Here is a 23,827-nt window from a genome sequence, read left to right on the forward strand (position 1 = left end):
ATGAACGAATTGAAAATTGCTGTCATTTCTGATCCTCACGTCTTTAGCGGGCCTTCGGGCGACGACTGCCCGTCATTTATTGCAATGCAGGACGATCAATCCAACCCTCGCCAGAACCCATTCGCAGGAATCAAAAATCTGATCCAGGAAGAGGGAATTTCTTGCGACTACCTGTTCTGTGGCGGGGACCTCGGAGACAAAGCGAAGCCGGACGCTCAGCAGCACGCCTGGAAAAACGTTAACGAAATTGCTCAAGAGCTTAAGGCCTCAGAAGTCTTTGGTGCTGCGGGAAATCATGATGTCGATAGTCGATTTAGCTACAACAGCTTTGACGCGAAAGGGCAAGTTATGGCGCTCGAGCCTCCCTTTCCGACAATGCGCAAAACTCAATGGCTGGAGTACTGGGCGAAGAATTTCACATTTGTGGAGGTGGGCGATGTCCGGATCCTATTGCTGAATTCATCCGCATTTCACGGGTACCATAAACAAGGCGATGTCCCAGAATACTATCACGGCCGCGTGAGTGATGCCACGGTGGACGCGGTATCTAGATCTCTAAGTGGCGCGCAAACCAAACCAGTAAACATTCTGTTCTGCCACCATCATCCAATAAAGAACGATCTCGTCAGGAATGTTGACTATTCCGACATGGACAACGGCGATCGAATGATTAATGCTATTCAGGAGGCGCATGTCGGCCCTTGGATGATAATTCATGGCCACAAGCATGTACCAAGATTATATTATGCTCCCGGTGATAGTAGTGCTCCAACCATCTTCTCAGCAGGTAGTTTCGCAGCCAAACCATACCCAGAGAACCGCAATGCTTTGAAGCCGGAGTTCTACCTAATCAGCATTCCCATGAATGGTCCTCTTGCCTCCGCAACTGTCAGGGGTAAAATTGAGGTGTGGCAATGGAGCTATGGGTTAGGTTGGGCGCGCGGGAAGCAAGGCGTCGGTTTGGGCAACTCAGCTGGCTTTGGAGCTAGGTTAGACACGGCAGAGTTCTCTAGCGAGATTAATGACTACCTGAGGCGCGAGCATTCAGGAATGTCTCTTCCATGGGGGCAACTGGTGAGCCGGTTTCCCAAGCTTGAGCAACTTATACCGACCGATTTCGATCGCGTTCTCAGGTTTCTAGAGGACAACCACGGCATTAGATGTCTGAAAGAGCACGAAACCTTCGCGCAGGTGGATATCCCATAATGACGGATCAAGTTCCTCAGAGAAACCGATCGTTCGATTCATTTAATGCGCGCTTCCTGACTTCTGAAGAGGTGGCGGCAACTTTCATTCCGCCGAAGCAGTACAATGAACTTCTTTCGGTTGGGCACAGTGTTCTCTTTGGCCCAAGAGGTAGCGGAAAGACGACTCTTCTAAAGATGCTCCAATTGAGGTCGTTGGCGTCTTGGAGGCATCAATCCGCAACTAGTGTCAGAAGAAGCTTGGGATTTCACTCCATCTTCCTCGGGACAGACGTTCTATGGGGCTCCCAACTTGAAGCAATATGCAATCGAATTACCGACGTACATAGAAGCGATCAAATCCGACGGACTTCTTTTCGTATTCACCTGAGTCTTGCTGTCCTGAAGGCGCTAGAAGAAGCAAGCGATGATATTGTCCTCCAGTGCCCTGACCTTCAGCATCTTGCAATCCAACCAACGCAGCAGAGTCAACGAAGCCTAGCCAATGCCCTGGCGTCGATCTGGAACATTGATGGCGGAGCAACGTCTATACTCGGGCTCCGACATTCACTTCGGCGTCAGCTAACTCAACTTCAGATATCCATAGACAAAATCATTGAGGACCCCTCTTCGGATATTCCTGACTTCGCAAGACTTCACCCGATGCAGCCGGTACTTCTTGGTATTGAGACTATCAATGAAGCACTTAATCTGGGGAGCCGAAAGTGGGCGATTCTTTGTGATGAGCTGGAGATAGCGCCAGACTTGATAAGGAATGACCTGTTTTCTCTATTGCGAAGTACTTCGCATGACGTTTTGTTTAAGTTTTCGCTGTTCCCCTATACGTCTGATTTGGAGGAAGTTATCAAGGGTGATGCTCCTGGTAGCAACAACGATTTTCAACCTTTAAACCTAAGCTATCCGCATAAAGAAGCCGCCTACCCATTCTGTGAAGAGTTGTTTCGTGGAATGGTCGAGCGAGTCTTGCCTGAGCACGAGGGTGATCCTGTAAGCTTACTTGGGGAGGGGTGGTTCGACGGTGGGAGAAGTTCGCGGCAGAGCTCCTTGAATGCATACTCCGTGCCTCACGGAAAGAATTTTTTGAAGGCGCAAAGTCTCGCCAGAAAGGATCAGAGCTTCACTCGTTGGCTTAAGAGGAAGAAGATCGTCCTTAGGCAGCTAGACGGAGCACCCGAGGACAGCCAGGCGCAGTTTAGAAAAGGAATGCCATTTATTCTTACGCGAGAGGAATTTCTAGCGGACGATGGCAGTTTTCGCAGTCGAAAAGCTTCGACACTCTACACTGGCGCATACTCACTCTTCTCGTTTACTGAGGGCAATCCAAGGATCTTCATAAATTTGATGAAGCCGCTTCTCGAACAGATTGCATCGAATGGCGGTACCGTAGGGGCGACCTCACAGGCGCGCTCACTTGATGCGACCATGCACCGCTACAAGGCAAGTCTTTCTGCAATTCCTACGACAGGATACAAGGACATACAGTCGATTATGCAGCTCGTAGACGTCGTTGGTACATATCTTCAGAGAGAGCAACTCGTATCTGATTTTTCTCCAGAACCTCCCACTACGGTGATAGTCGATAATGTCGATGGTGCGCTGATAAACTTGGTTGGTCGGGCCGTTAATTCTGGCGTTTTCATACTCATGCCCCCAGAACGTGGAGCCGATCCAAAGTTGATATCTGAAAAGAACGCTCTGAACGGGGCAAGGCTGCGCCTCTCTTATACGCTTGCACCGTCGTACAAACTTCCTCTTATTTCTGGACGCACCGTCCCTTTGTCCAAGATAATCCATACGCGGAATGCCGCAAAAAGGAGAAGGCCGGAGATGGTAGGGCAGTTTACGCTGCCATTTGAGGTGGACGAATGAACTGGGAGGAACGGTCGGCAAAGGCCTGCGATCTATTCATAGGTGTTTGCGGTTACGAATCGCGATCCACTTTCGTCTATTCGGAGATGGTTGGTGGAGCGTCCAGCTATTTGTTCCTAAGATTTCCATCGTCGGGAATTCTATCGTTCGACAGCAATGAAGCGTTGCTGTCGGCACGGAGCGATGTAACTTTTCTGGATGTCGCCTCGGAACTTTGGATAGCGGAAGTCGAGAGGCACATTTCCGATACTCTCGCAGCCGATCCGGATAGGACGACTATTGATGTCATTTTTGATGTATCATCGGCTTCGAGAAAGATAATTTCTCAAGTTCTCACTTTGGTAAAGAAGAAGTTCTCGAAGAGAACGTCGTTGACGTGTGTTTATGCGGTTGCCGAATTTTATGACCCCCCAAACTCGGAAATTCCAAGTCACATTTCGGAGCCAATCGTTGGTGACCTAGCTGGGTGGTCAGATGATTTGTCAAAGCCGCCTTGCGCTGTGGTTGGACTAGGTTTCGAACCTGGGCGGGCCCTCGGTTGCCTTGACTATTTGGAGATTCCAGAAGCTCGACTCTTCTTCCCGCATGGGCCGGATGCCCGATTTGTTGCGGCGGTTGAGAAGGCAAATGGTAGATTGGTTGCCGAGATTGGTAGCAGATTCGTTTTGCCGTATTCGGTCAATAGTCCAAACGACACCCTAATTAAACTTCTCTCGTTGATTACTGGGTTGGAGGCAGATTTCCGGCCGATCATTATTCCATTTGGGCCAAAAATATTCGCCACCGTGGCGATAGTTGCTGCTATTCAAAGGAGCCCTAATATCTGTGTTTGGCGAGCTTCATCGGGCGGGCTGGGAGAGTTACATGACTCAGTTGCGCAAGGGTCAGTGTGCTGCCTGACTATTGAGCTCTAGAGCGGATATGCATCTATTAGTGGAGATACGCGCAATGGATATGTCTTGCGAAATATCAAGGTGGATCAGGCACATGGTTTCTGAAGCTATGCTAGAGAAAATTGGCAAGCCGACGCGATAGGTGCTTCAGGCATCTTCTGCTGTATCGAGATGGATGTGGGTATATCACTTCTGGAAGTTGCGGCTGCACAGGTATTGGTCCCTCCAACTATCACGCTGTTGCTGAAGTTTAATATTCGCCATAGTAATTGTTGCACGCCGGGCTCGTTCTGGGTCCTCGGCTCCAACTGGCACTTCCCTTAGACGTCCGAGCCGATACCAGCGCGAGATTGAACGCAGCCAGCCTTCTTCCCTATCGAAGTCATAGCTGTAACCAAGCACTGGCGAGGTCGTGACCCAAGGGTCGTCAATCGTGGGGTGCCCGTGAACGTCTCCGTCGGCCCGTACGACATCTCCGTCGCGCCAGATCAGGAACCAGTTATCGATCACCGGGGCGTCCGGAAGATCATCTGGTTGAGGGCCGGCTTCTGCCTCGTCGAGAGCAGCCAGTAAGTCTTCTCCATTGATATAGCGCATAAGCTCAAATCCTCTGTTCTGTGCGCCATCGACGTTATCGATAGCACAAAGCGTCACTCGAAAATTTCTCCGAGGGGGACGTCCCCCGCTGGTCCGCAGTCGTAGGCGAGCAGCTTGAGCAAGACGACGTCCTGAACTAACCCAAGCTCATCTGATTGCAGCCCTGGCTTACGTACGAAGAGGTCCCAAAGGCCATCGGGACGCGCCGACAACCGGAAGACCTTTCCTCGTGCTTCATCGGTGAATGTGATTTGCATCGCCACTTCATCCACCTCGACCTCGGTGAAGACCTCACAGTGCTGGTGGATGGGGGGCATGGCCTGCCAAAATTTCTGCATAGTCTCTGCAGCCGTTCCGGGGGAGCCATCTTCCCATCGGGCTTGGTCCACGAGCATCAGAGTGCTGCCGAATAGCTCGCGGTACATGTGTTCCACTTGGATGGGCTCTGCCCAGTCTGCCATGCGAGTCATAGGTCCATATCCGATTGCGAGGTGGGGGATGAGAGTGCTTCCATGATCTGGCCATCGGTCTCTGCTTGGTGCAAGCGCGCCAACTCGTAGTCCTTCAGCGCGAACTTGATGGTGCTGATCTCCGGGCCGCCCTGATACGTGATCTCATAGGTCGCGACGCAGTCCGGCATGATCGCATCTTCGGCGACGCGCGGAGACTTGAAGGCGTACTCAACGGCGGCGTTGAACGGTCCACCAGCTGCGCAGGTGCGAAATTGGCGCTCGCTGGTACGATTTCCGCCAAGGTCCTCAATGAATGTCTGCACCGGCTGGCCGCCGAGGTCCGTGATGAAGCCATCGGTTCCCCAAGCGTAGATGAGGGTCATCGACTGCCCCTGCATCTCCACCATGGACGGTAGCCCGTAAAGGTCTTCCATCTGAGCTCTCAGCGCAGCAGGCTCAGGGGCCTTCTCAGTCGGTACCTTCAGCACCCGGAACAGTGCCAGTGGACGTTTTCCGAAGGCTTCAGTGGCCAGAAACGCCGTTATGTGGTCTTGCGGCGCGTTAGCAAGACGCCCCTGCATGCCGATGTCGCCGATCTCACGGGTCGCTTCATAGCGTAGGTCAAAGGCCTTTCCCTGTGGCGACTGAATGCGCAGGCGGCGTTCTGTCTGCGTCGGCGCTGCCTCCGACCGCTCATTGAAAAGTGCAGTCAGATCATCGACCGGATCACCCGGCTGCAGGCCTAGAAGCTTGTAAGGGTAAGGCCGCGCCACGATCCCGCCGACCTCCTGTAAGTTGTCGGCGGTAGCCGTCCCGCTTTCGGCACCAATTAACACGATGGCGGAAAGCGCCATCGACGACACGCGACAAGAGCCGAACAGAACTGAATTCATCTCAATATCTCCAAGTATCCCATAATGGGATAATACCAAAACAGGATTACGCGGCAAGGGTATGACCCTTTCGGAGAGCGGCGATTGGCGCGTAGTCTCAGAACACCGGGGCATCTGGCGCTGCTTGACGCGCTAACGGATGCCCGCAAGGCGGCTGGAATGACCCAGCAGCAACTCGCAGAACGCATGAAGCGACCCCAGTCGTTTGTCGCGAAAGTGGAAGGTGGTGAGCGGCGCCTGGACGTCGTTGAGTTCGCCGAGTGGACCATCGCCCTAGGGGTCCATTACGGCGACTTGCTTGAGCCCGTGCTGCGCTCCGTCGGCATTGAAGCAGCCGATACCACAAACCGAGCGTGATCAATGCGCTTCAGTAATAACTACCAGATTTCAATAACCGTGCCCCATGCCACGCCAAAGACGATTACGCAACTTAACATTGCGCTTCCGATTAGTATTCCGAAGCCAAGTAGTCTGTGTCTACGCAAGAGTGCCCTACTTTCTACTTCCAGGGCGGCAAAGTTATCCTCAAGCTTCGCTTGCCGCTTTTCCGCCGCAACAACCCTTCGGCCGGTGACCTGCATGACGCCCCCGATCCGATTTGCCTCAGCCGCCACCTCCTTGCGGAAGGCCGTCATCTGCCGCTCGAGCTCAGCCTGCATCTCCGCCAGCTCTGCCTCCGTCTTCCGGATCGAGTCGCTTCGTCGGGCACGAAACTCCTCGATCCGGGCGTCCAGCTCTCGGGTCATGGTTCGATCCCCTTCTCTGACTGGTGTTGCGGATCGCGCCCAGCTGGGGGCTGATCCTCCACCAGGTCGTTCAACGCAGCCTCCGCCGCAGCCGGTTTCAGGTAGCGCTTGATCAGCTCCCAACAGCGGGAGACGATTTGAAGGATGCGATCCAGAGAGCTCGCGACATCCAGCTCTCCGACCCGACGCTTCAGGCGTTCATCGTGGATGGTCCAGCCTTCCCCCGTTGGCGCCGGTACGACTTCACCGGTCAGCACGCCGATCATCAACTTGCGGGCCAGCTCGAAGGCCTCCCGCACCCCGTCCCGGCGGTAGGAATCGGCCTGGGACCGGACCTCTTCCATCTTGCGCTCGGCGTCGAGCCGCACCTGCCGGGCCTTTCGCTTGGCGTCGAGGAGGTAGGCGTCGGCCACCGCGGTATCTTCCTCGGCCTTCTTCTGGGCACGGTTTTCCAGCCTTGTTGCCTCCGCCTCCGCAGTGGCCAGCCTGGCCACCGCCGCCTCCCGATCGCGGCGGGCCGCCTCGAGCAGCGCGTCGCTCTCGGTTGAAGCTCTCTGTCGCTTCGCCGCAGTCTCTGCATCCAGGAGGGCGGCGTGCTCCAGCTGCTCCGCCAGCCGGGCCGTGATCTCCTCTTCGGTGGCAGAGAGCTCCTCCTCGTGGATCGCCAGCGCCGAGACGCGATTCTCCATCTCCCGCAGCAGCAGCGCATCCTGCTCCGCAGCCGCCTTGCGCGCGCGCCACTCCGCCCGGGACAGCCTTTCCCGCTTCGGACCCAGCCGGGTCAGGGCGGCGGCGATGCCGACCTCGCGGTGGTACTCGTCCTGAAGCTCCCGCGCCCGGGCCTTGTAGGCCTTGTTCCCGAGATTCACCGCGGCCTTTGCGTCGTGGCCGGCCTCGCGGGCGGCGGCTTCGACTTCGGTCTTCGCGGCCCAGGCTGGGTTCAGATCGCGGGCCGAGCAGGTGGGATCATCTGCCGGCAGGACGAAGGCGTGCAGATGCGGGTGCTCTTCGTCGAGGTGCTCGACCACGCCCATCAGCTTGTCGCCGAACATCCGCCGGAAATGGGCGAGGTTGTACTCGACCCAGGTCTCGTATTTCCGCCGGGCTTCCGCGTCCGCCTCGACCTGGCTGGACAGGAGCGGATGCGAGGCCACGCAGGTCAGCAGCGTGTGGCGGTCTTTGCGGATGCCGCGCTCCCTGGTCGAGCCATCGGCCAGCGTCACGGAAATCCGCCCGGCCGCCACCATGGCGTCATGGCGCTCCTTGATCCGCGCCGGGTGCAGACCCGCGACGACGCGTGGCGGACGAGGGGCAGGAACGTGGGTGGAAAACCGGGGGACACGGGCCGCTTCGGCCAGCACCTGCTCGACCGATTGGCCGGCGGGGTTGGCCTTGCGCGAAAAGCTCTGGAGGTGGAAGAACTGGGGGCCGCTCATGCTGTGACCTCCGTTCCCCGAGAAACGCAATATGGACCGACTATTGTGTTGGCAAGCAACACGTCGGGCAAGGCGCTGCGCCCCTGCACCCAGCCAGGCGGCTGTGCCGCCGATCCGTCCCGGATCGAAGCCGCCCATGGCGGCTGCAAAAGCCTTCCTCCGCCAGCCATGGGGGTGGCGCGTCGGCAGGCTTTCGGGGGGTGTCCCGGGAGCGCGGACCGCCCTGGCGCGGGGGCCGTTGGCCAGCCGAGGACCGGGATCATGCCGGGTCTGGTCATCGCAGGAACCCCGCAACCTGGGCCTCTTCCCGCGTGATCAGCCCGCGCCGCACCGCCTGGAAAACCCTGTCCTCCGGCAGGTGCCGGTACATCCAATCCTTCCGGTCGCGGATGGCATCGGCGGCGTCGCTGAGCTGTCTCTCGGCGATCTCTTGCGGCCTGTGCGCCTCGGCCCTGGCCGCCGCGACGAAGGGCCGCCATTTCCCCAGCCTGAACCAGTTGTCCGAGAAGCTGACCTTCGATCGGGTGTGCCCGGCCGAGTGCTTGGCGTAGGCCTTCACCGCCGTCAGCAGTTCGGCCGCCGTCACCTCGGACAGCGCATCCCGGGCCAGCCTGAGCGAGGTCGGCCGGTCCCGGCGCCGGTCCTCGGGATAGGCTTCCCAGATCTTGCCCAGATCCTCCTCCCCCGGCTCCTGCGCGCGCGTAGGAGGTTTAGGGGTTGTTTTAGGATTGTTTGGGGTCCCCTGAGGACCCCGTACCCCGTCCTCAGGGGACCCGGTACCGGGGTCAGGACGCACCCCGTCCTCTGAGGACCCCGTCTGCGCGGGGGGCCTTGCCGGGGCCCCAATCAGCTCCAATTGCGCCACGACATCCATGTCGATCCGGTAGACGACGGTGAAGCCGTTCTTGCAGGGCCGGTGCTGTCCGGTCTGGACCAGGATGCCCTCGCGGAGAAACTCCGAGATGGTCCGCTTGACGCTGGTCTCGCTAAGCTCCGTGTGGCGCTGGACGAACCCCTTGGAGCACCAGATGCCCGAGCCGTCGTCGCTGGCCTTGTTGGCCAGGAACATGATGATCTGCTTGCGGACGGCACTGCCGAAACGGCGCTCATGACAATGGGCCTCTACGACGTAGCTCATGGCCGGTCCTCCGTGAGGCTTGCGCCAGTGGCGGAGGGGGCGTAGGCTGTTGGTGTCGAGAGACTTTCTTTGTTGTCGGGTGGAGTGCCAGCTCCCCCGGCAATTTTGTTTGGGGCTCCGGAGACCGCTGGACGGTTCGTCAGGCCTTGAATTTCGTCAACGAAATCAAAGGGGCTGTTATGGGGGTTCGCCAGCGCAACCCCTTGATTTTCAACAACGCGCAGACTCCTGCCGGGGTCACCAAAAACACCTGATGTTGTTGTTGTTCGACATCCAAAGGCCGTCTTTTCGACAAAAGACGGGTTTTGAGCAATCAACCCTTTTTGCTGTCCATCTGGCTGCCTTTGCCGGAATACTGCGGTCAAATGGGACGTACGGGATTAGCTCTGGCCAAGCCCTTCCGCCCTTTGCAGCACCGGTTCGGCCTCTTGGCGTAGATAAAGGGGACCGAAGTCCACTCCATCAGGCGAGAACGGGCTGACGCCGGCGGCGCGTAGCTTGGCGGTGCAGGTCTGGCGGTGGAGGCCGAATTCATCCTGCATGGTCGCAGGGGTCAGGAAACGGCGGTGGAATTTAGTCCTATCGTCCTTAGAGACATAAAGTACGGCGCGCCGCGTCACAGGGTGCCGGTTCCAGAATGCTGGTGCATGACCGGCCTGATGCAGCGCCGGATACCAGCCCCTGCGCCTCATGCCGATGCTGTTGGCAAAGACCGAGGCTGGTTGCCCGGCCGCCGTCGTTTTGTCGCGACGGCGGACATGGGGGCGCGCTCCAGCCAGGCTGTCGACCTCGGCCTTCAGAACCATGAACGATCGATAGCCCGATTGCCCGGGATCGCGCGCAACCCTCATGCGCCTTTCCCTGATGGCATTCAGCATTGCGCCGACCGGCAAGCCGGTGCGCTGTTTCGCGAACTGGAGCGCCTCCCAGCCAGAGCCATCGGCCGGATCGGGTTGCGTCAGGGCCTGCAGTTCCGCGACCAGCGCCAGCCCATCGGCGAGCCGCCAGGGCGCCTTGACTCGAGGATGCTCGGTCAGTGGTCGAATGATTTTCTCTTCCCGTAGGGTGCGAAGTTGTGCCTCGGTGGCGCCCATGGCTGCCAGCATGTCTCCCCGTCCAACCAGCGTTGGGATCTCGGCCAGAAGCCACGCATGTTCGGCGGCATCAAAGGTGCGCAGCGCAGATGGGCGAGGGTCCGCGGCGGGCAATGCCCCGGCATCGGTCAGGATTTGCTCGACCAGTTTTGTCGAGACGCCGATCTCATTCGCCGCCGTTCTGGGGTTATGCAGGCGCCGCGCCGGCAGCACCTCGCCCAGGACGCGCTCACCGGCGGCAACCGGCCAGGTTTCGAGAATGCAATCCCGCAGCATCGTGCGGAACGGATCGAAGGCTGCATCTGTCAGATAGTCGTCGAGCGCGACATACAGCTTTCCGAACGTCTGCCGCGGCGCGATCTGCGTGCCGCCGCTGCTTCGGGCGAGATCCCGCAGGGCCTGGCGGAAGGCCGCCTCTCCTTGGGAGAGCACAGCGAAACCGGCTGCTTGAGCCTCTGCCTCCCGCCTGTCTCCAATGCTTGCTTCGTGGGAGCGATGTTGCAGCAGGGCCATCCCGAAGAGCGCGCAGATCGTTGTTACTGCATATACACCGTGCCCGGCCAGCCAGGTCGGATCCTCGCCGGTCTCGAGGCGCATATCCAGCCAGAGATCGTAATCTGTCGGTGCAGAGCAGGGTCGATTAAACGCCCCGGCCATGATCCTGGGGGCAAGATCGCGCAGCCGGGCCGCGCTGTCGAACCTCTCGGCAGGCTTGGCGACCTCCCAAAGCGGCACGAGAGGGTGGTGGTGGTGGCAGCAGAGATTGACCGACCGCAACAGCCAGTCGCCCCGCATCGCCATAAACCGCTCCGGATGGCCAGGCGTTGCCTGGGCATCCTCTTGCAGGCACAACGGGCAACCCCGCATGACCGGGTTGCGCAGGGCGCGCGACACAAAGGCTTCACCTCTGAAAGCCATTCTGACGTCGCCGGCAGGCACGCCGGTCCAAGACGCAAGTTCATCACGTATCGCAGATTCCAGCCCTGCTGCTTCGGCCAGGCAATCAAGGGCAGCAGTCTCTACGTCCAGAAAGCGACGAATCTGATGGCCGAGATCAATGGAAAAGTCGCTCATCTTGGCTGCATTCACCGCAGCGAAACGCGAAAGGAAGGACGGGACCGTTTCGCGCGGGGCCGGGAGTGGACGGAGAGGCAGGGAGAAAGGCATCGGATTCCATATTGGTCTTGTCTTAGACACCATGCGAGAACAGTCGAGGCTGGTCGAGAGATGATCACCAAAAAGGGCTCGGTGGGTTATGTCACCCGGCAATGACCATTCAGAGCCTTTCCTACCGATCGATTGCGGGTTCATGCGGCGGTGCAGCGGACCCGCAGCGGCCGCTCATGGGTTGGCGCAGCAATATCCTAGGTTGAATGTCTGGACTTTCCCTCCATTCACTGTAGCGGCTCGATCTGTCTCGCGATTGCGAGAGGTTCTACCGGAATGGGCCAATTGTGTTGAAAAACTCGCATGGAGCCGCTCTGCATCTGATCTTGCGGGAAATCGTTCCGATAGCTGGCGATTTCGCTTTGAAAGCTGACCTCCCATACTGATTTGGGGAACAATATTCTGCGTTTCTGCAGTCCAGCAGCTGCCGATGGAGTTCTTCAACACAATGCGGGCGGTAAGCGGGCTTTCGCTGTGTTTGCAAAGCTAATTCCAACGCCAACGAAGAGCGGACATTGAATTTTTTGGACAATTGACCTTTAGTGCGCACGCAGAGGTGTATTTTTGATGCTTTTTGGCTTCCTTTTTCTGATCACTCAAACCGATCCTAAGGGTGCGCATGCTGAGATGAAGGTCTGAATAAATGCGGTTTCATGCGAATGGCCCTAACATCCCGGATGCGCTTTTACATCGCTGCGACCAAGGCCGTGTAGTGTTTCTTTGCGGTGCCGGAGTTTCTTTCCCATCTGGCATGCCAGATTTTGTTGGGCTGACCCGGCATGTAATCAAATCCTTCGATCCACCAGCGGGCTCATCTATCGTTACGGCATTCGGCCCTCGAATTCGAGATGACTACAGGCCGCGGGATGAGGATGGCCCCCTGGCTCCGCTTGATCAGGTATTTCACCTGCTGAACCAAGAATACGGCAAGCAAGATGTAAGCACTCTGGTTGCCGAGCGGTTGACAGCCGAAGACCTGACTAAAGCCAGCCGTGAGCACAGTCTCATTGCCCGCATTTCGTCAGACCCTGAGGGCCGCCCACAGATTGTTACAACCAACTTCGACCGACTTTTTGATCAATGCGCTGGTGTTTCCGAGGCCAGAATCTTTGAGCCCCCTGCGTTCCCCGATATCGAGCTTGGCATGCCGATCTATGGGGTTACTTATCTGCATGGACGCATCCAATCCCCGGAGTATCCACACCACGACTACATACTTAGCAGTGCGGACTTTGGTCGTGCATATCTTGCCGAGGGATGGGCGACCAAATTTGTGAGGGCCCTACTGGACCAATACACGGTCGTATTGGTTGGCTATCAAGCCGAAGACCCACCGGTGAAATACCTACTGCAAGGGTTGAACCATGACGGCCTGCGTGACGCTACCAACCTATATGCCTTTGACCGAGGCCAACTGGAAGACATTGAGGTCAAGTGGCGAGACCGTGGTGTTACTCCAATCCCCTACGCCGATCACAGTCATCTTTGGGACACGCTGGAAGCTTGGGCCGACCGTGCGGATGACCCACGGGGTTGGCGCAATGATGTGGTCGATATGGCGAGGAAGGGACCAAGGGCACTATCCCCTCACGAACGCGGGCAGGTCGCGCATTTGGTGCGAAGTACTCCGGGTGCAAGGTTGTTTGCCAAGTCTGAAAACCCTCCTCCTGCCGAATGGCTAAACGTCTTTGACGCGACCTGCCGAGCAGCCAAGAAATCCAAAGACTACGGCGAAGGCGCCGCCACGTTTGACCCCTTGGATGTATATGGCCTTGATGACGATCCTGATAGACCTCCGGAGTCGGGTCGTAGGAGTGCCCGCGTTCATGATCATCTATTGGCATGGCGACGTGGTGATTCCAATCCTTCTGGGGGCCATAGCTTGGCTGGAAGACAGCCGGAAGGATGGGAAGCGATCCCATCACGCTTGTCTCATCTCTTAGACTGGTCCGCAAAGCACTTGAATGATCCCGTCTTTGCGTGGTGGGCTGTTCGGCAACACCGACTGCATCCACGGCACGTGAAAGAAATCGAGCGTCGGCTGAGAGGTAACGACGAACTTCATCCCGAGGCGCGAAACACCTGGAACCTGATCCTTGAGTCCCTGGCTGACAAACGTGGGGCCGCTTGGGACCATGGATGGTTTGGCCTAACGGCCAAGATCAAGAAGGAGGGCTGGACCAGCGGCGTGCTTCGGGAAGTGGACAAGGCCGTGGCACCGATTTTGGCGAGCAAACTCCCCTACGGCTTGAGTGAGGCCAAGCCGCCGGAAGACTCTTGGGACGACGTGACATCAGGAGAAGTTGTAAGGTGGGAGATTAAGTTTCCGTTGCGGCATGGTGAAGAATTCGATGTACCGGATAAAGTTCTGCCTGAGGTGTTTGCGATTGGAGAACGGCATCTCAGACTCGCCGCCGATCTCCATCGCGACATTGGGATCAGCTACTTCACCACACCGACCTGCTATCCAGAGCGCGAAGTGGTTGGCGATGACCGCGACGATGATGAAGCTGCCTATTTCCGTTGGTTTTCTACCCTGATGGAAAGGATGTCCGAACAGCATCCTGTTTTGATGAAAGCACGCGTGCTGGCGTGGGATCATCAAGATTCGTTCTTCTTCAGGAAGCTGAAGCTCTTTGCTCTGAACGATGGTCGGCTTTTCGATGCCGATACGTCCATGTCCATCGTGCTGGAATTCTCGCGGGGTGATTTCTGGGATGATGATGTTAGACGGGAACTGCTATTCCTGATCGCCGACCGATGGGAACACATGTCAGGCGAACACCAGGTTGCCATCGCCAATAGACTGCTGGCCGGTCCCGAAAAAATGGACCACTGGACGGAAGAGGATTACCCCGGAATTCGTGATGAGTTTGCCGCCCGATATACGCGCTGGATAGAACTACAAGGCTGTGAACTTATCGATTACCAATCTGCCCGGCTGGCCAAGATGATCGGCAAGATTGAAAGCTGGTCAGACGGCTGGGCGACTGGGTTGGTGTCCACACATGGGGTTTCTGTGAGGAGTATCAAAACTGACGACGACCCCGGAACTTTAGTCAGCACTCCGGTCAACGAGGTGCTTGATCGTGCAGGTGCGATGGGCTCAAGAAACTATCGTGCCTCGACCGACTTCCGGCCGTTTTATGGCCTTGTCAAAACCCATCCACGGAAGGCCCTTGCGGCCCTGTCAAACGCATCACGACAGGGCAATTTCCCTAAAGAATATTGGCGACCACTGATACAGAAATGGCCGAGCGAAGTTTCGCCACGCCTGAGTTTGGTGTTTCTACATCGCGTTGCTCGCCTTCCGCATGCGGCTATGCGGGAACTTAGCCAACCTCTTGGCGATTGGGTCAGAGAGAACTTCGAAGCGATCTATGTGGCAGATAAAGAGATGGCTTGGCGCGTGTTCGATGCCATTACCTCCGGACTGGTTTCTGACGGTGGCTCAGCAATCAATAGTGGTCGGGTTGAGACGCGTATCGGTGGCGAGGTTGTCCATAGCTCACGGCGGACATACGGCCACGCAATCAACGGGCCAATCGGTCGCGCCACTGATGGACTGATCAATGCGCTGAACGGTCTGAAGCTCGGTGAAAACGCAAGTATCCCCGTAGCCTTCAAGACGCGTATTGAACGTTTGCTGGCCGCACCGGGCGAAGGTAGCGATCATGCTGTGGCAATCTTGGCGCGTCAGTTGCGATGGCTGTATCACATCGACCGTGATTGGGTCCTTGAGCGAATTACGCCATGGTTCGCGTATGACCATCCTGCCTCCGAACCAGCGTGGAATGCTTTTCTTTCGGCAGCGGCTTTCCCTCAAGTCGAGATCGGGCAACGGTTGAAACCGCTGCTATTGGATATTTTCCCTCGGATTTATGGTTGGAACTGGGATCGTGATCTCGCGAAAATTGCTGCCCAAATGATCGTCGAGCTGGCAGTCTACAGATCCGATGAACCGGACGGCGTTTCGATCAACGAAGCACGCAACTGCATTCGGGAAATGTCCGACACAACCCGAAAAGATGTGATCTTCCGCTTGGGTCGGATTGGCCAGCGAGACGATGGTGGTTGGGCCAGCCACGTCGTGCCATTCATCGAGAGCACTTGGCCCCGAGAGCGAAGGTTTCGAACGTCCGAGATGGTGTCGTCGTGGGTGCAGATGCTCGACGATACCGGCGATGAGTTTCCCTTGGTGCTTAGCAGTGTTTTGAGGTTTTTGGTTCCAGTCGAAAACGAGAGTCACTGGCTTTACAGATTCACCAGAGAAGTTGGTGGTGAAAAACCACTGACTGTCCAACATCCCTCAGCGGTACTGGACATGCTCGATGCGATAGTTCCCAATGATCCATCCGCCGCACCCTTCGAGCTTGCTGAAATTCTCGATCTCATAGAGGCAACAGATCCAAGCTTGGCCCGGGATCGCCGGTATTTCAGGCTTATCGACCTCGTTGAGAGGCGTTGATCACATTGTACATGGGTGCGGACAATGAAGTGAACTAGGGTGAGCTGCCATGCAAGGGCATCTCTGATCCCCCAACACTGAAGTTGCCCACTAACTGTGGATACGATTATACCGCGACCCCGTCATCCGATCGGCGTGTACATGCTGCGCCTTCGACCAATGGCTGTTCTGGGGAAGCTGCACAGCAGCGCGAGCCGATCCGGTGATTGTCTCCTTTGGGCCGATGGCGTCCGAGAGATTGGTATCAAAGTGTTGGCCTGGATTCATGAGAGTAAGCTGTCCATGTAGGCCGAGCTTTCAGGCCTGGTCATTGTGCCGTATCTCGACAGATGTGGCAGGCCGACAAGTCTTCTTCCCTCAAGCTCACCACGATATGCCGACACTTGCCCCCAGCCGGTTGGGCACTTTTCCAATCGATCAATTTTAAGGATCTCGGATAGGATCTTGGTGGTAACTGAGCCCATCGTCACGATGATTGATGGTTGAGATATGCTTAGCACTTCGGCCCAAAGCTCTTTTCCGAACTGAATAGACGGCGCCCGGCTCTTAAGGCTTCGCCAGGTTGGGGAGCGGAAAGGAACCAAGTTTCCAGCCAAGACTGTTTCAGGCTCCACCTCGAGGCGCTTGAAGAGGGCAAGGACCTGCTTCTGCAGCTTGTGATCGCCTGGAGCTTTACCGGCCCAGCTTTCGCGATTGTAAGCGCTTCCATGGTCCACCGCATACTGACCATACGCCAGGTCCTCCTCCGAACCTCCCGGATTGAGGCCAATAAACGCCACTCGGGCCCCAGAGAGAGTTTGGGATGGGCTGTAAAGAAACCGCCATCCTAGGTCATTGCCACTGCGCTGATAAGCGTGTTCGATCTGTTCTTTGAAGTTCATTGATACCAAGCCTTAGGGGTGAGATCTTTATGCTGCACAGCGAACGAACGTCCGTAAATAGTGGCGTTATATAGAGGTGGCGAAGGGCCGCTCAGGGCCGGAATTACCGGCGCGGCCTTTCCGCACATGCAGAATGCTGCGTCAGCTACATGTGGTAGTCTGGGCTTAAAACGGACTTGCGGCAATGCGGCAGGTCGGGGCCGCGGAACGATGTCAACGTTTCCGGCCCTGAGCTGCCGTTGAACCGGATCACCATTGCTGCAGCGTGGCTTCCCCATACCGGACTTTCATGGCATCGCGCAGAAAGCTCCGAGAGCCGAGGCTCGCAGTGCGGACGAAGGGGTTCCTCTAGACGCCAAGGGGGCGGAGGTTAAATATGCTGACCTGCAGAGGCGGCCCGTTGCGAACATTCGCACATCATGAGACGAACCGCCGCACATGCCTCACTCCAAGCGCGCCCTCCATCTATCGTAACTACATTACTCAATATTCGTCCGTGGGCGAAGAATCTTTGCTTCAAATGGTTGGGTGAATTGATCGATCACTGCTGTTCCGGAAAAGTACTCGCTATTATACCATCGTCTATGTTTAGAAACGCCATCTAGCGCAAACCTGTAAGCGAGTTGACGCTCGATGTTGGAGAAACCAGCAGATATCATGTCAGCTGTAGGCATCCAGTCGTAGATGTAGCGACACTCATCTAGAATAGTCATGTCCATGAACATGGGTGTCTCTTTGGCTTGGTAACGCCACCGTCGGGTAGTTTCGACATTGACGTGGTACGGTATGGCGACCTGACGGAACAACAGCTCGACTATTTGATGGCTAAGTACCAGATCGCAGAATAAGTAGTAGTCTTGGAAGCGGTGGCTATTTACCATCTCAGCGAGATTAGGGGCTAGGAACGCCCCACCATTTTGCTCGGCGAGCATAGAGAACGTTAACTCACAAGTATTATTTATTAGTGCCTCTTTGTCCCCGTCCGTTCTTAGCTGCGAGAGGAATTGATCAGCAAACTTGGCGAACTCTGGATCAAGGTTCACCCATTGAGGGTAATTACAATCCTGGGCGTTTATTTTCTTGTTTAAGGCCGCAAACGTCCAAAGTATTGGGTATTCACCTGCATCAACGATCACGTCTCCACCGCCAAACTCTTCAGATTCAGAAAAGTGAAACGCAGCTGCTACAAGAGCCTTACTTTCATCTCCGGTCATCTTCTTGAAGAAGTTCGAGAAGACACTGCTCTGCTTGGGGAAGCGATTGTACGGGGATATGAAACCGGCGTGATCCATGAGGAGACGAGTGATGAATTGCCCATAGTACTCATCCAATTCAGACTCTACGATATTCAGCCACTCACTGAAGTCATACCCCTGTGCGATCGGGCCTTCAGGGGTTGTGCCTTCTTCGCTTTCAATAAAGTCCTTGGGGTAGAGGTAGCAAGCAACCAACTTTGCAATTAGAGCTCGCCCTCGCGCGTCACCAGATTCTGTCGGGAGCGAAACATTTGTGATCAGTGCCCCAGGGGAATTTAGAGCATGTCGGGCAAGAACTCGGGAAATTGCGAGTAGCGTTTTCTGCTTCGCATTGCGGCTCGGTAACGGTCCACAGAAATCGAGATAAATTATATAAAAGCGAACAGGCGAAGCATCGATGAAGGTATCGATTCCGCTCTTCACAATTTTCACAAATGGAAATTCGGAGGATAGGGCGGAGATTACAGCCTTGGTGTATACTTTCACATCAGACTCGAAGGCCCAAATGTTTTCTGGAAGGATCCCCGCGGCACAGAATTCCCGCAAGTCATTTTCTGGGTTTGGGCCGCATAGGTACGCCACTTTAAGACTTTTTGCGTCCCGCACTTGAGAGACTGAATCGTAAAACGCTTCCCAACGATTAATTGTCTCATCGGTTAGCTGGCCACCGGCTTCAGCATCATACCCGCCTCGATCCACCAGCCTGTCTCGCACTTCCCGCACATATGATCGGCGACACAGGGTTGCATTGGTTCTACCTTCGGTAAGCGTACTTATTGCGCTTTCAATCATCTGCCGGCGAGCAATGATTTTTTGAGGTTCGGAGTATTCAGCGTTCATTGATAGTCCCTAGTTTCCCTCACTCAGAGACAGCGCGTAGCGCTTCCGAATCTAAATGTTAACATACTCCGTTCTTCACCAAGGAGTTGCTAGCCAACCTTATGGCATTCAGAATTGATGTAAAAGAATAATACTTGTTAGGTGGTGTACCCAAGTACCCGATCACATCGTCGCAGTTAGACTGAGCGATTTTTTACGTCGATCTGAAGAAGGTAAATGGTGGCGCGTATGGCAGTTAGGGTCCGGTTCCCGCCCAGAGCTGCCGTTTACCCGTCTCGCCAGGGCTGCGGTGCAGCTTCCCCAAAGCGGTCGTTGCGACGCTTGCGCGGCATTGGTCATCTCTCAGAGGTCAGTAATGCGGGACGTAGCGGCCGTTGGCCGCGCTTGCGACATCTCTGTACCCGAACGTCGGCGATGCGCAGTTCGCTACCCCTCGCGCTGAACCCATTGCATGCCGTTTAGGCCCTGGAAGCCGTCGATCGAGAGGGCGCGCTGCTTGACGCCTACCTGCCGCCGTTCACCGGCTTTTACCTGTTCTAGCCGGGGCGGCGGAACCAGCCGCCATAGTTGCGCGCGATGATCGAACATTTGCGCACCTGGTGCGAAAGCACGTTATAGCCCTTTCGGAAGATGCCGCTCGCGCAGTCGCCTACGGAGAGCCGGGCAATCCAGGCCGAAGCATGGTACCCGGTTTGGGGTAGCGGAGGGGGCTTTGCGGGGCGCGCGGCTGGGTCCGCGGCCTCAAGGACGCAGGAGATACGGCTCCTGCGACGCTTCTCCCGTCGGCGCCAAGGGCTGGGACCCATCGTGCGGCTGCGCGGCGGTCGGAGAGTGGCGCCCCCCCATACTAACAGCCCAAAATTACCATGCGTCGAAATTCCTGTCTCAGCCCTGCCGCGGTCACACCGATTGGGCGTTGACGCAGCCGGCGTTGCGCCGCTCGACCTTGAACAGCAGGACAAGCGATGCGGTGAGCAGCAGCGCGGCGTTGAAGGGGTGAATGGCAAGCGCCGCGCCGCCAGTGGCGGCCAGACCGACCTGCCCCAAATACAACACGAGGAGGGCACAGGCCCACCGTGCGAAGCCCCGCAGCCGCCGCACGAGGAGCGCGTATCCGGCAAGCCCCAGAACGGGCAGTGAAATGATACCGCCAACGATGGCGTGTGCCCCCCAGCCGATCTCGCCGTAGAGAGCCTGGCCGGCCAGCAGGAATTGCAGGCCCAAAACCACCGGCAAGCTGCGCGCGGCGACGGTGAAGGGCGCAGGTGTCCCGGACGAAAGATCCCTGAAAGTGTCGTGGTTGCTCGCGGTCATGCTCATGCCACCTCTTGTCCGCGCGTTGCCGGCGTGGCGGCGATGAAAGCGTCCAGCGCATGTGCATAGCCCTCGGCAGCCTCAGCCAGCTCGGCCGCGCTCAACTTGTCCGCACCGAACGTGATGTAGGGGGCGTGCCACGGCAAGCCGCAGCGACGGGTCGTGGCCTTGAGCGGGGTAAAGATCTCATCGATCGTGAAGTGGTTCGCCCCGCCCCGCCCATAGGCGCCGGGGGTGTTCCCCGCGGTGGCCGCGACCATCAGCGGTGTTCCCGCCAGCCGGTCGCCTTCGTCCTCGGCAAACAGGTAGAACATGCGGGTGAGGACGCTGTCCTGCCAGGCCTTCAGCAGCGCGGGGGTGGAATACCACTGCACCGGGAATTGCAGAACGATCCGGTCAGCCGACAGAAGGCGCTGCGCCTCGGTGCCGGCCTCGGTGAACATGTCGATCACGCCGTCCGGGTAGAGGCTCTGCATGTCGACGACCTCAACTCCGGGGAGCGCGGCGACGCGGTCGCATAGTGCGAGGTTTGCATGCGACTGCGCGATGTCGCGGTGGAACAGAAGTATGAGAGTGCGGGACATGGCTGCCTCCTTGGGATGAAGATTGACCTCAGGATGGCGCTCCAATAAAAATTACTCCAATAGATATCAGGTATAGGATATTATCAATCCCATGAATTTAAGGGCCGTCGACCTAAACCTCCTCGTGATCCTTGATGCCCTTCTGGCAGAAGCGCATGTCAGCCGTGCCGCCCAGCGGCTGAACCTCTCCCAACCTGCCGTTTCAAGTGCGCTCCAACGCTGTCGCGCATTGTTCGACGATCCTCTCCTCGAGCGGGGGTGGGGCGAGATGAAGCTGACACCAAGGGCAGAAATGCTACGCGGACCGATCCGTGACGTGCTGGCTCAGGTAAAGCACTTGCTCGACCCGCCCGAGACCGAGCTTTCCGAGCTGGTACAGGTTGTGCGGATCAGCGCGGCCGATGCACCGACGGCCCTTCTGGCGCAGCCTCTGATCGAAAAGCTGGCCCGAACGGCACCCAACATCTCGATTGTCTTCAAGCCATGGCTCGGCCCCGACGTCGTCGCGCGGGAACTGACGAATGGTGAGACCGACCTTGGCGTCGCGCTCTTCGACCGGCCGGTCGATCACATCGAAACGGAGACGCTGTTTGAGGCGGACTACGTTGTCGCAATGCGCAAAGAACATCCCGCGGCCGAAAGCTTCTGCCTCGAAAGCTGGTTGGCATGGCGGCATATCGTGGTGTCGGGCCGGGGCGAGCGTCATACCCCGCTCGATGATAGCCTGCGGGCCATCGGCCTTTCGCGCCAGGTCGGCCTCGTGGTCCCGTCTTTTCAGCTCGTCCCTGCGATCCTCTCCACGACCGATCTGTTCGCCATGCTGCCCCGCAAGTCATTCGAGGCGCACCACGGGGGCGACCTCGTCGGTGTTGCCCCGCCGCTCGAAGTCGATCGCTTCCCACTTCATCTCGCGTGGCACGACAGGAATAGCGATGACCCGGGCATAGGCCATGTGGCCGGGATCATCAGGGCGGTCCTGGCCGCAGAAGGCGGCGAGATCATCAACTCCGGTAACGGATGAAGGCCCATCGTGTAAGCGCTTGGCGTCGTGCTGCGTCTTGCACGAATGCTTCAGAAGGGCTGGGAGCGGACGAATGCACCAGCAGCGAAGCCTTGGCATGATTCCGGTCACTCTGGGCTCAAACCGGACCTTCGCTGCGCCGCAGGGGCAAGCTGGCCTGGTCGCCCCGCGCGGCGTCACTTCCGGCCCAAAGCCGACCTTGGGACTGCGCGACAACGCCGCCGCGCAGCTTCACCGAAGCGGTCGTTCGTTTGTCGCGCAGCATCTGCAACGCTTAGATGACCGCTATGCGGACAAAGCTGCCGCTCCCTGCAAGTCAGGTCAATTCTGTCATAACTGCCTTGCGATAGGTTTCGCGTTGCGAAAGGCGGTCGTACCACGACTCAAGCGCAGGCAGGTCAGGGCGCTCGATGGGCATATTGAACCAAGCATAGGCAATACAGCCCAGTGGGATATCTCCGATCCCCAAAGTTTCGCCCGACAACCACGGCCTCTGGGCGAGAGCCTCGTCCGCGACCTTCATCAAGCCGGCGCACTGTTCCTGCCCTCGCAGCATCGCTGTTTCATCGCGCGTCTCCGGCGTGCAACGAACCATATTCCAGAACAGATCGCGGAAAGGGACCGCGAATGAAAGGGATGCCCAGTCCATCCACTTGTCAGCAATGGCCCAAGTTCGTGCATCCGCCGCGGCAAACCCACCAGAACCATATTGCCGGGCAAGGTATCGGACGATGGCATTGGATTCCCAAAGTACCAGCGATCCGTCCTGAAGACATGGAACCAGCCCGTTCGGGTTAAGCGCACGAAACTCCGGCGTGGACACGACGCCGAAGGCGCCCCCTGCGGGGACATGCTCATATTGCAAACCCAGCTCTTCCGCGCACCACAGCACTTTGCGAACATTGGTTGAATTGTCCCGTCCCCAGATTTTCATGACCAATCCCTTCCTTGATGTTTACGCCTATACGCCGACGTTCCTTGGCATGAAAGGGCTCATAGCTGCCTTGCGGCAATGCAGCGCCATGACCCTCCGCCTGGGCGGCGGTCAACCCGGTCGCGGTTGGTAGCTGACAGCCCGGAGCGGCCGTTGAAAACTCAAGATCGAGCGCGCTAGGCTCCAGACTCGTTAATTTTCAAAGCCAGAAGATGACAGTTGCGGCGAGAGCGACAGCGGACAGAAAGACCTTCGGGCACCTGTCGTAGCGGGTCGCAACGCGGCGCCTGTCCTTGAGCTTGCCGAATATGATCTCGATACGGTTGCGCCGCGTGTAGCGGCGCTTGTCGTATTTGACAGGCTTGCCTCGGGACTTCCGGCCAGGAATGCAGGGCTTGATGCCCTTGTCCCGCAAGGCTTCACGATACCAGTCGGCGTCATAGCCCCGATCGGCCAACAGCCATTCGGCCTCTGGCAGGTTGCTCAGCAGGGCCGCCGCGCCGGTGTAGTCGCTGACCTGGCCGGCTGTCATGAAGAACTTGATCGGGCGGCCGTTCGCGTCCGTGACGGCATGCACCTTGGTGTTCATGCCACCCTTCGTCCGCCCAATCAGCCTGCCACGCCCCCCTTTTTCAACCGCAGGCTCGAAGCCGTGCGGTGCGCCTTGAGATAGGTGGCGTCGATCATCACTGTCTTCCGGTCGGCGGCTTCGGAAGCAAGTCCCTCCATCATCCGGGCGAAAGCACCCATGTCGCGCCAGCGCTTCCATCGGTTGTAGAGGGTCTTCGGTGGACCATACTCTTGCGGCGCATCGGACCAACGCAAGCCATTACGATTGATGAAGACTATCCCGCTCAAGACCCGCCGATCATCGACCTTGGGCTTGCCATGGCTCTTTGGAAAGAACGGCCGCAGCCGCGCCATCTGCTCGTCGCTCAACCAGAAAAGATTGCTGATCATGCCCCCATCAGTTCGGGAGCGTGAATCACGCCGGCAAGGTGGTCGCAAGCCGATTAATGGGTCCTGACCCTAGGGGCAC

The 23,827-nt window shown here is 57.4% G+C and carries 20 protein-coding genes; 6 read left to right on the forward strand and 14 right to left on the reverse strand.

Translation table 11 applies throughout. The annotated features are described in order from the left end of the window. From GGQ68_RS21045 to GGQ68_RS21055, 3 genes are read left to right on the forward strand one after another with little or no spacing between them, the layout of a single operon-like run. On the forward strand, positions 1 to 1,206 hold the full coding sequence (locus tag GGQ68_RS21045) for a metallophosphoesterase family protein (RefSeq protein WP_183969457.1): 1,206 nt from the start codon (positions 1 to 3) through the stop codon (positions 1,204 to 1,206). Continuing rightward, positions 1,206 to 3,074 carry an ORC-CDC6 family AAA ATPase gene (locus GGQ68_RS21050; RefSeq protein ID WP_183969459.1) on the forward strand — a complete coding sequence of 623 codons (1,869 nt, stop codon included), beginning with the start codon at positions 1,206 to 1,208 and terminating at the stop codon, positions 3,072 to 3,074. Before GGQ68_RS21045 ends, GGQ68_RS21050 begins: the two co-directional genes overlap by 1 nt. Then, the gene (locus tag GGQ68_RS21055) at positions 3,071 to 3,988 is read left to right on the forward strand and encodes a hypothetical protein (RefSeq protein WP_183969461.1); all 918 of its coding nucleotides are present in this window, start codon (positions 3,071 to 3,073) and stop codon (positions 3,986 to 3,988) included. The genes GGQ68_RS21050 and GGQ68_RS21055 overlap by 4 nt, the downstream gene beginning before the upstream one ends. Before the next feature lie 165 nt (positions 3,989 to 4,153). Here GGQ68_RS21055 and GGQ68_RS21060 read toward each other — a convergent pair whose 3' ends face one another. From GGQ68_RS21060 to GGQ68_RS21070, 3 genes are read right to left on the reverse strand one after another with little or no spacing between them, the layout of a single operon-like run. After that, positions 4,154 to 4,564 (reverse strand): DUF6634 family protein, encoded by a 411-nt coding sequence (locus GGQ68_RS21060; protein WP_183969463.1) that lies wholly within the window; start codon positions 4,562 to 4,564, stop codon positions 4,154 to 4,156. A gap of 53 nt (positions 4,565 to 4,617) precedes the next feature. Then, positions 4,618 to 5,034, reverse strand: a complete 417-nt coding sequence (locus GGQ68_RS21065; protein WP_183969464.1) for a hypothetical protein — start codon at positions 5,032 to 5,034, stop codon at positions 4,618 to 4,620. Then, positions 5,031 to 5,966, reverse strand: coding sequence for a hypothetical protein (locus GGQ68_RS21070; RefSeq protein ID WP_183969466.1), 936 nt, complete (start codon positions 5,964 to 5,966; stop codon positions 5,031 to 5,033). Before GGQ68_RS21070 ends, GGQ68_RS21065 begins: the two co-directional genes overlap by 4 nt. A gap of 102 nt (positions 5,967 to 6,068) precedes the next feature. On the opposite strand from GGQ68_RS21070, the gene GGQ68_RS21075 reads away from it, so the two are divergent. Continuing rightward, positions 6,069 to 6,266, forward strand: coding sequence for a helix-turn-helix domain-containing protein (locus GGQ68_RS21075; protein ID WP_425502993.1), 198 nt, complete (start codon positions 6,069 to 6,071; stop codon positions 6,264 to 6,266). A 20-nt stretch (positions 6,267 to 6,286) separates the two neighbouring features. Here the strand turns inward: GGQ68_RS21075 and GGQ68_RS21080 are convergent, their stop codons facing one another. The 4 genes from GGQ68_RS21080 to GGQ68_RS21095 all read right to left on the reverse strand — a co-directional run bounded on the left by GGQ68_RS21080 (position 6,287) and on the right by GGQ68_RS21095 (position 11,634). Continuing rightward, positions 6,287 to 6,655 (reverse strand): hypothetical protein, encoded by a 369-nt coding sequence (locus GGQ68_RS21080; protein WP_183969470.1) that lies wholly within the window; start codon positions 6,653 to 6,655, stop codon positions 6,287 to 6,289. Next, entirely contained in the window at positions 6,652 to 8,091 is a 1,440-nt protein-coding gene (locus GGQ68_RS21085) for a hypothetical protein (RefSeq protein ID WP_183969472.1), read from the reverse strand. Before GGQ68_RS21085 ends, GGQ68_RS21080 begins: the two co-directional genes overlap by 4 nt. A gap of 274 nt (positions 8,092 to 8,365) precedes the next feature. After that, on the reverse strand, positions 8,366 to 9,229 hold the full coding sequence (locus tag GGQ68_RS21090) for a hypothetical protein (RefSeq protein ID WP_183969474.1): 864 nt from the start codon (positions 9,227 to 9,229) through the stop codon (positions 8,366 to 8,368). A 380-nt stretch (positions 9,230 to 9,609) separates the two neighbouring features. After that, positions 9,610 to 11,634 (reverse strand): TniQ family protein, encoded by a 2,025-nt coding sequence (locus tag GGQ68_RS21095; RefSeq protein WP_343056028.1) that lies wholly within the window; start codon positions 11,632 to 11,634, stop codon positions 9,610 to 9,612. Positions 11,635 to 12,133: 499 nt separating this feature from the next. Between GGQ68_RS21095 and GGQ68_RS21100 the strand changes: the two genes are divergently transcribed. After that, the gene (locus GGQ68_RS21100) at positions 12,134 to 15,958 is read left to right on the forward strand and encodes an SIR2 family protein (protein ID WP_183969478.1); all 3,825 of its coding nucleotides are present in this window, start codon (positions 12,134 to 12,136) and stop codon (positions 15,956 to 15,958) included. Positions 15,959 to 16,221: 263 nt separating this feature from the next. On the opposite strand, the gene GGQ68_RS21105 is transcribed toward GGQ68_RS21100, so the two are convergent. The 5 genes from GGQ68_RS21105 to GGQ68_RS21120 all read right to left on the reverse strand — a co-directional run bounded on the left by GGQ68_RS21105 (position 16,222) and on the right by GGQ68_RS21120 (position 20,833). Continuing rightward, positions 16,222 to 16,839, reverse strand: a complete 618-nt coding sequence (locus GGQ68_RS21105) for a uracil-DNA glycosylase family protein (protein ID WP_183969480.1) — start codon at positions 16,837 to 16,839, stop codon at positions 16,222 to 16,224. A gap of 479 nt (positions 16,840 to 17,318) precedes the next feature. Further along, positions 17,319 to 18,935 carry a hypothetical protein gene (locus tag GGQ68_RS24155; protein ID WP_221235670.1) on the reverse strand — a complete coding sequence of 539 codons (1,617 nt, stop codon included), beginning with the start codon at positions 18,933 to 18,935 and terminating at the stop codon, positions 17,319 to 17,321. Between the two features lie 426 nt (positions 18,936 to 19,361). Then, positions 19,362 to 19,523: a hypothetical protein gene (locus GGQ68_RS24160; RefSeq protein WP_167688980.1), complete on the reverse strand. Its 162-nt coding sequence runs from the start codon at positions 19,521 to 19,523 to the stop codon at positions 19,362 to 19,364. A gap of 312 nt (positions 19,524 to 19,835) precedes the next feature. Beyond that, a complete protein-coding gene (locus GGQ68_RS21115; RefSeq protein ID WP_183969482.1) occupies positions 19,836 to 20,255 on the reverse strand; it encodes a DUF6220 domain-containing protein in 420 nt (139 codons plus the stop codon). Continuing rightward, positions 20,252 to 20,833: an NAD(P)H-dependent oxidoreductase gene (locus tag GGQ68_RS21120; protein WP_167688982.1), complete on the reverse strand. Its 582-nt coding sequence runs from the start codon at positions 20,831 to 20,833 to the stop codon at positions 20,252 to 20,254. The genes GGQ68_RS21115 and GGQ68_RS21120 overlap by 4 nt, the downstream gene beginning before the upstream one ends. Before the next feature lie 91 nt (positions 20,834 to 20,924). Here GGQ68_RS21120 and GGQ68_RS21125 point away from each other — a divergent pair, with 91 nt between their 5' ends. Beyond that, complete coding sequence (locus tag GGQ68_RS21125) at positions 20,925 to 21,854, forward strand: LysR family transcriptional regulator (RefSeq protein WP_183969484.1); 930 nt, start codon at positions 20,925 to 20,927, stop codon at positions 21,852 to 21,854. A gap of 316 nt (positions 21,855 to 22,170) precedes the next feature. Here the strand turns inward: GGQ68_RS21125 and GGQ68_RS21130 are convergent, their stop codons facing one another. Continuing rightward, positions 22,171 to 22,788, reverse strand: a complete 618-nt coding sequence (locus tag GGQ68_RS21130) for a glutathione S-transferase family protein (RefSeq protein ID WP_183969486.1) — start codon at positions 22,786 to 22,788, stop codon at positions 22,171 to 22,173. Between the two features lie 199 nt (positions 22,789 to 22,987). Next, positions 22,988 to 23,745 (reverse strand): IS5 family transposase gene (locus tag GGQ68_RS21135; RefSeq protein ID WP_183969538.1). Its coding sequence is split into 2 segments (ribosomal slippage): positions 22,988 to 23,424 and positions 23,424 to 23,745, totalling 759 coding nucleotides; the frame shifts between segments, so codons are not numbered across the junction. Between the last annotated feature and the right edge of the window lie 82 nt (positions 23,746 to 23,827).

Origin of the sequence: Sagittula marina (genome assembly GCF_014196795.1) — a bacterium.
In the GTDB taxonomy this organism is placed as follows: domain Bacteria; phylum Pseudomonadota; class Alphaproteobacteria; order Rhodobacterales; family Rhodobacteraceae; genus Sagittula; species Sagittula marina.